Below are 7,605 nucleotides of genomic sequence, written 5' to 3'. Positions count from 1 at the left end.
TTCTTCTTCGTCTCCAAAATATCCACAGCGAATAACCTCGTTGAGGACGTTTTCTATTGCATCTGAAATACTCTTGTAAACAGAGTTATCCACAGAAACTGCGCTTTAGCGGAACCGGTCTAAAAGTTAGCAGGGTGAATAGTATCTTTTTAATGCATTGTATTTTAAGGATAAATTTTCATTTCAAAATGTTATCGAGATCACTTGATCTCTTCTCAAGCCCAGATGGCGCTTGAGTTTTTATTTTTATTCACAGGCTGTGAATATATCACGCATCCCGCGTAAGCCCTTTTTCGATCACCCTCACCAGCCGCTGTTTCTGAGGAAGCTGCACCTCGACTACGCAGGCATTACGCTTCTCAATTTGCTGCGCAATCGCCCAGTCTATGTGTTCATCAAGAAGTGGGTGCTCACCTCTACGGCTTTCCAGCGCACGGATATTCGCTTCATCCCACGGGGCATTGCCCAGCGCCACGGCAACATTTCGCAGCCAGCGCAGATGGCCGATACGGCGGATGGCCGACCCTTCCGTCACTTTCAGGAACCAGGCTTCGGTCCAGGCAAACAGTTCAATGAGCTGCGGGGCATGGAGCGCCTTACGCGGGCTGAAATCCTCTTCATTCGTGTGCTGCGAATAGCGGTTCCACGGGCAAATGAGCTGGCAGTCGTCACAGCCGTAGATCCGGTTTCCGATAAGCGGTCGAAATTCTTCCGGGATCGCCCCTTCCAGTTCGATGGTGAGGTAGGAGATACAGCGGCGTGCATCAACGGTGTAGGGCTCGACGATGGCACCTGTCGGGCAGATGGTCATACAGGCCACGCAGCGCCCACAGCCTTCCTCGACCGGACCGTCTACCGGCAGCGGTAAATCAATCAGCAGTTCTCCCAGGAAGAAGAACGAACCGGCGTCGCGGCTAAGGATAAGTGAGTGCTTACCTGTCCAGCCAAGCCCGGCTTTTTCAGCGATCGGGCGCTCAAGAATGGGCGCAGAATCGACAAAGGGTCTAAAATTCAGCGAAACACAGTGCTGCTGAATAGTCTCCCCGAGTTTTTTTAAGCGGTTACGCAAGAGCTTGTGGTAATCACGCCCCAGGGCGTACCGGCTGACGTAACCCAGAGAGGGGTTTTTTAGCGTGCGCGCAAACGCCGCGTTGGCGGGCAGGTAGTTCATGCGCACGCTGATGACCCGTAACGTGCCCGGCAAAAGCTCGTGTGGACGGGCGCGCATCATGCCATGACGCGCCATCCATTCCATTTCGCCGTGGTATTGTTTATCCAGCCAGGCCTGCAGTTTCGGCTCGCTGGCGGAGAGGTCGGTATCGGTAATACCTACCTTCTGGAAGCCGAGCTCAGCACCCCACTGTTTAATTTTTTGCGCTAACTGATTGAGATCGAGGGGCTGTGACATGACGGACCATACGGTGAAGAAAAACCCCGCAAGTATACCACATTCCATTTGGCATGCGGACGCGCTCCGGCATGCCGAAAAAGAGGCGGCTGACAGTCTCGGTATCACCCTTTATGAACTGATGCAGCGGGCAGGCGAGGCGGCGTTTAACGTTGTCCGCAGCGCGTACCCGCAGGCTGCACACTGGCTAATAATGTGCGGACACGGCAATAACGGCGGTGACGGTTACGTGGTTGCCCGTCTTGCGGTGGCTGCGGGGATCCGCGTGACGTTGCTGGCACTCGAAAGTGATAAACCGCTGCCGGAAGAGGCCAGCGCGGCGCGGGAGGCATGGCTGAATGCAGGCGGCGTGATTCATGCGCCGGATATCGTCTGGCCAGAGGATGTTGATCTGATTGTTGATGGTCTGCTGGGCACTGGCCTGCGCAGCGCGCCTCGCGAGAACATTGCTGCGCTCATTACACACGCCAACCGGCACGCCGCGCCGGTGGTCGCGCTGGATATTCCGTCGGGTCTGCTCGCACAAACAGGAGCGACGCCGGGGGCGGTGATTCAGGCTGCGCACACGGTGACGTTCATCGCCCTGAAACCGGGTTTGCTGACCGGCAAAGCACGGGACGTGGTCGGCGTGTTGCACCACCATGCGCTGGGGCTGGAGAGTTGGCTGGCAGGACAGGAAATGCGCATCGCGCGTTTTGATGCGTCTCACCTTGCTGCGTGGCTTCCGCCCCGACGCCCGACGTCCCATAAAGGCGATCACGGCAAGCTGGTGATAGTGGGGGGCGATCACGGTACGGCGGGCGCTATCCGCATGGCCGGTGAAGCGGCATTACGAAGCGGTGCCGGTTTAGTGCGAGTGCTCACTCGCGTTGAGAATATTGCGCCGATAATTACCGCCCGACCGGAGCTGATGGTCCATGAGCTTACGCTCCAGACCCTTGAAGAAAGCCTGGAATGGGCGGATGTAGTCGTCATTGGACCCGGTCTTGGACAGCAGGCTTGGGGTAAACAGGCCCTGCAAAAGGTCGAGAATTTTCGTAAACCGATGCTGTGGGATGCCGACGCGCTGAACCTTCTGGCAATCAATCCGGATAAGCGTCACAATCGCATTCTGACGCCACACCCCGGCGAAGCCGCGCGCCTGCTTAACTGCAGCGTGGCAGAAATTGAAAGCGATCGCTTACTTTCTGCTCAGCGTCTGGTAAAACGTTACGGAGGTGTTGCCGTTTTGAAAGGGGCAGGAACCGTTGTCGCCAGTGATGAGGCTCAGAGCATTATCGATGCCGGAAACGCGGGCATGGCGAGCGGCGGCATGGGCGATGTGCTTTCCGGTATCATTGGCGCATTGCTTGGACAGAAACTTCCCCTTTATGATGCAGCCTGCGCGGGCTGCGTGGCCCACGGTGCCGCGGCAGATAAACTGGCTGCGCGTTACGGTACACGCGGTATGCTGGCCACCGATCTCTTTTGCACGCTGCGGCGTGTGGTTAACCCGGATGTGATTGACGTAGAAAATGACTAATCGAGCGATTCCTTTACCTGATGAACAAGCCACTTTAGATCTCGGCAAGCGCGTGGCGCAGGCCTGTCAGGGGGCAACTGTCATTTATCTGTATGGTGATTTAGGGGCGGGTAAAACCACCTTCAGCCGGGGTTTCTTGCAGGCGTTAGGGCATAACGGGAATGTGAAAAGCCCAACCTACACGCTGGTAGAGCCGTACACCCTTGAAAATCTCATGGTGTACCACTTCGATTTATACCGCCTTGCGGATCCTGAGGAGCTGGAATTTATGGGGATCCGTGATTATTTTGCCAATGATGCCATCTGCCTGGTGGAGTGGCCGCAACAAGGTGCGGGTGTCCTGCCTGACCCGGATGTCGAAATTCACTTAGATTACCAGGCACAAGGGCGTGAGGCTCGCATCAGTGCGGTTTCCTCATCAGGCAGTTCCTTACTGGCGCGTCTGGCCGGTTAAGCGTAGGGATGACGGGATGATAAATCGCGTTAAAAATTGGTTGCTGGCTGCCACGGTGCTGCTGTGCGCGCAGGCCGGGGCGGCAAACCTCTCCGATATTCAGGTCTCGAACGGCGAAAGCCAGGCCCGGATCACATTCAGCTTTATGGGCGATCCTGAATATGCATTTTCACAGCCAGACAGCCACAGCGTGGCGCTGGATATCAAACAGACCGGCGTGATCCAGGGATTACCGCTGCAGTTCAGCGGTAACAATCTGGTGAAAAGTATTCGCTCGGGCACGCCAAAAGATAGTCAGTCATTGCGCCTGGTGGTCGATTTGACCGAAAAGGGCAAAACGAAGGCGGTGAAGCAGCAAAACGGTGCGAACTATACGGTGGTGTTTACCATCAATGCAGACGTGCCGCCGCCTCCACCGCCGCCTGTTGTCGCGAAACGCGTGGAAGCGCCGGTGTATACCCCGCGTCCTACAGAACCGGCGCGTAATCCCTTCAAAACAGACAGCGACCGCATAACCAGCGTCACCAGCAGCAATACTGTTACGCGTCCTGCGGCCAGCGCACGCCGCGTGGTCAGCGGTGACAAAGTGATTATTGCCATTGATGCGGGGCACGGCGGTCAGGATCCTGGCGCGATTGGCCCGGGCGGTACGCAGGAGAAAAACGTCACAATCGCTGTTGCCCGCAAGCTCAGGGCGCTGTTAAACGACGACCCGATGTTTAAAGGCGTGCTCACCCGTGACGGCGACTATTTTATCTCCGTGATGGGCCGCTCAGACGTGGCGCGCAAGCAGAATGCCAATTTCCTGGTCTCCATTCACGCCGATGCCGCACCTAACCGTAATGCGACCGGCGCATCGGTATGGGTGCTGTCGAACCGCCGGGCAAACAGTGAAATGGCCAACTGGCTTGAAGAGCATGAGAAACAGTCTGAACTGTTAGGCGGTGCCGGGGATGTGCTGGCTAACAGCCAGTCTGACCCGTATCTCAGCCAGGCGGTACTGGATTTACAGTTCGGTCATTCCCAGCGCGTCGGGTATGATGTCGCCACTAACGTACTGAACCAGCTGCAGGGCATCGGGGCATTGCACAAGCGCCGTCCAGAGCATGCGAGCCTCGGGGTTCTGCGTTCGCCGGATATTCCTTCGATCCTCGTGGAAACCGGCTTTATCAGCAATAACAGTGAAGAACGCTTGCTGGGCAGCGACAGCTATCAGCAACAGCTTGCCGAAGCGATTTATAACGGTCTGCGTAAATACTTCGAGGCTCATCCGCTGCAGTCCGCGCCGCAGGGCGGAGCTGCCCAGACGGCAAGTGCCGCGCTGCCGGGTGAGATGACCGCGACAAACTAAGGAGCATTCATGCCGATTCAGGTTCTACCGCCGCAGCTTGCGAACCAAATCGCCGCCGGTGAGGTGGTGGAGCGCCCTGCGTCGGTGGTGAAGGAGCTGGTGGAAAACAGCCTCGATGCGGGTGCGACCCGCATTGATATTGATATCGAACGCGGTGGCGCAAAGCTGATTCGCATTCGTGACAACGGCTGCGGCATTAAAAAAGACGAGCTGGCGCTGGCGCTGGCCCGTCACGCCACCAGTAAAATAGCCTCTCTGGATGACCTGGAAGCGATTATCAGCCTCGGGTTTCGCGGCGAAGCGCTGGCCAGTATCAGTTCGGTTTCGCGTTTAACGCTCACTTCCCGCACCGCGGACCAGCAGGAGGCCTGGCAGGCATACGCCGAAGGGCGCGATATGGACGTGACGGTCAAACCCGCGGCGCACCCTGTCGGTACGACGCTTGAAGTATTAGATCTGTTCTATAACACGCCTGCCCGCCGCAAGTTTATGCGTACCGAAAAAACCGAGTTCGGGCATATCGACGAGATCATTCGGCGTATCGCGTTGGCCCGTTTCGATGTCACCATCAACCTCAGCCATAACGGTAAGGTGATGCGCCAGTATCGCGCGGTGGCAGAGGGGGGGCAGAAAGAGCGCCGTCTGGGGGCAATCTGCGGTACACCATTTCTGGAACAGGCGCTGGCTATTGAGTGGCAGCATGGCGATCTGGCGCTGCGCGGTTGGGTGGCTGACCCGAATGCCAGCAGCGCGGCGTTTGCGGAGATCCAGTATTGCTACGTGAACGGCCGCATGATGCGCGACCGTCTCATCAATCACGCCATTCGCCAGGCCTGCGAAGACAAGCTCGGGGCCGATCAGCAGCCCGCTTTCGTGCTTTATCTGGAGATTGACCCGCATCAGGTGGATGTGAACGTGCATCCTGCCAAGCATGAAGTGCGGTTCCACCAGTCGCGACTGGTGCATGATTTTATCTATCAGGGCGTGCTCAGCGTGCTGCAGCAGCAGGTAGAACCGACATTGCCGCTGGAACAGGCAGAAGCTGCGCCGCGCCCGTTCCCGGAAAACCGTGTTGCTGCGGGCCGTAACCATTTTGCGGAGCCTGCCGTTGCCCGGGAACCGGAAGCCCCGCGTTTCTCCTCAGCAGGAACTGCACCGCGCCCGACGGGGGCCAACTATCCGCATGCCCAGCCTGGCTATCAAAAGCAGCAGGGGGCGTTGTATCGCAAACTGCTGGAAACGCCGGCTGTGGAGCGTAAAGAATCCCTTCCGGCTCCTCAGCCTTCTCTGGACGGCCATAGCCAGAGTTTTGGCCGGGTGCTGACGATCATCGCGCCGGATATGGCACTGCTTGAACGTGACGGCAAATTGATGCTTCTGGCATTGCCGGTCGCTGAACGCTGGCTCAAACAGGTCCAGCTTACGCCGGGCGAAAATGCGGCCTGTGCGCAGCCGTTATTGATCCCGGTTCGCCTGAAAATATCCTCTGAAGAAACAAGGGTATTGCAGCGTGCGGAGCCGCAACTGGCGCAGATGGGGATTGAAATCGTGCTCGAACCACAACATGTGACAATTCGTGCAGTGCCTTTACCCTTACGCCAACAAAATTTACAAAACTTGATTCCTGAACTGATAGGCTACCTGGCGCAGCAAACATCGTTTGATGCCGCTAACACCGCGCAGTGGATCGCCCGCCATCTGGCCAGCGAACACGCGCCGTGGAGCATGGCACAGGCCATTAGCGTGCTGGCGGAGGTTGAACGCCTCTGTCCGCATCTGGTGAAAGCGCCGCCGGGTGGGTTATTGCAACCTGTTGATTTACAAACGGCGATGAACGCCCTGAAACATGATTGATATCAGTAAGGCGAGCCTGCCTAAGGCAATTTTTTTAATGGGCCCAACGGCTTCCGGCAAAACGGCGCTCGCCATCGAGTTGCGTAAAGTTTTGCCTGTAGAGTTGATTAGCGTCGACTCCGCCCTCATCTATCGGGGGATGGATATCGGCACGGCGAAGCCTGACGCAGAAGAGCTGCGTGCGGCACCGCACCGTTTGCTGGATATTCTTGACCCGGCTCAGGCCTACTCCGCAGCGGATTTTCGCCGGGATGCCTTAGCCGAGATGGCCGAGATAACCGCGGCGGGACGTATACCGCTGTTGGTTGGCGGAACCATGCTCTATTTCAAGGCGTTGCTGGAGGGGCTCTCTCCTCTGCCATCAGCGGACCCGGAAATACGAGCAAAGATTGAGCAGCAGGCGGCAGAGCAGGGTTGGGACGTTTTGCATCAGCAACTGGCGGAGATTGACCCGGTAGCGGCAGCGCGAATCCATCCAAATGATCCGCAAAGGCTTTCCCGGGCACTGGAAGTTTTTTTCATTTCGGGTAAAACTTTAACGGAACTGACGCAAACGTCAGGAGACGCTCTGCCGTATCAGGTGCATCAGTTCGCCATCGCCCCGGCGAGCCGTGAACTGCTCCATCAACGAATTGAGCAGCGTTTTCATCAGATGTTAGCTTCAGATTTTGAAGCAGAAGTGCGGGCGCTATTTGCCCGTGGAGATTTGCATACGGACATGCCTTCCATTCGTTGTGTGGGATATCGCCAGATGTGGTCGTATCTTGAAGGTGAGATTTCATACGATGAAATGGTTTATCGAGGTGTTTGCGCCACGAGACAGTTAGCGAAGCGCCAGATCACCTGGTTGCGCGGTTGGGAGGGGGTTCACTGGCTAGACAGTGAAAAACCACAACAGGCGTTAAACGAAGTGATTGAGGTTGTTGGTGATATCGCTCACTGAATGTGTACAATTGAGTCGTATCGTGCGCAATTTTTCAGAATCGCAAGGTTCTAAGTACAAAACAAGCATATAA

General features: G+C 56.7%; 6 protein-coding genes. 5 read left to right on the top strand and 1 reads right to left on the bottom strand.

Going from position 1 to position 7,605, the window contains the following annotated elements; all coding sequences use genetic code 11:
- Positions 1–268 precede the first annotated feature (268 nt).
- On the bottom strand, positions 269–1,408 hold the full coding sequence (queG, locus tag C5687_RS04335; RefSeq protein WP_104556483.1) for a tRNA epoxyqueuosine(34) reductase QueG: 1,140 nt from the start codon (positions 1,406–1,408) through the stop codon (positions 269–271).
- Between queG and nnr the strand changes: the two genes are divergently transcribed.
- Genes nnr through miaA form a run of 5 tightly spaced genes read left to right on the top strand, consistent with a single transcriptional unit; the run spans position 1,407 to position 7,532 of the window.
- The gene (gene nnr, locus C5687_RS04330) at positions 1,407–2,930 is read left to right on the top strand and encodes a bifunctional ADP-dependent NAD(P)H-hydrate dehydratase/NAD(P)H-hydrate epimerase (protein WP_104556482.1); all 1,524 of its coding nucleotides are present in this window, start codon (positions 1,407–1,409) and stop codon (positions 2,928–2,930) included. The genes queG and nnr overlap by 2 nt on opposite strands.
- Positions 2,923–3,384 (top strand): tRNA (adenosine(37)-N6)-threonylcarbamoyltransferase complex ATPase subunit type 1 TsaE, encoded by a 462-nt coding sequence (gene tsaE, locus C5687_RS04325; RefSeq protein ID WP_008502923.1) that lies wholly within the window; start codon positions 2,923–2,925, stop codon positions 3,382–3,384. Before nnr ends, tsaE begins: the two co-directional genes overlap by 8 nt.
- 16 nt (positions 3,385–3,400) lie before the next feature.
- Entirely contained in the window at positions 3,401–4,735 is a 1,335-nt protein-coding gene (gene amiB, locus C5687_RS04320; RefSeq protein WP_104556481.1) for an N-acetylmuramoyl-L-alanine amidase AmiB, read from the top strand.
- Between the two features lie 9 nt (positions 4,736–4,744).
- Positions 4,745–6,589 (top strand): DNA mismatch repair endonuclease MutL, encoded by a 1,845-nt coding sequence (gene mutL, locus C5687_RS04315; RefSeq protein WP_104556480.1) that lies wholly within the window; start codon positions 4,745–4,747, stop codon positions 6,587–6,589.
- Complete coding sequence (miaA, locus tag C5687_RS04310) at positions 6,582–7,532, top strand: tRNA (adenosine(37)-N6)-dimethylallyltransferase MiaA (RefSeq protein WP_104556479.1); 951 nt, start codon at positions 6,582–6,584, stop codon at positions 7,530–7,532. Before mutL ends, miaA begins: the two co-directional genes overlap by 8 nt.
- The last annotated feature ends 73 nt before the right edge of the window (positions 7,533–7,605 follow it).

The organism is Enterobacter sichuanensis, from assembly GCF_002939185.1.
GTDB classification, from domain to species: domain Bacteria; phylum Pseudomonadota; class Gammaproteobacteria; order Enterobacterales; family Enterobacteriaceae; genus Enterobacter; species Enterobacter sichuanensis.
Note: the sequence above shows the minus strand (reverse complement) of the source record. Positions and strands in the feature narration are given on the sequence as shown.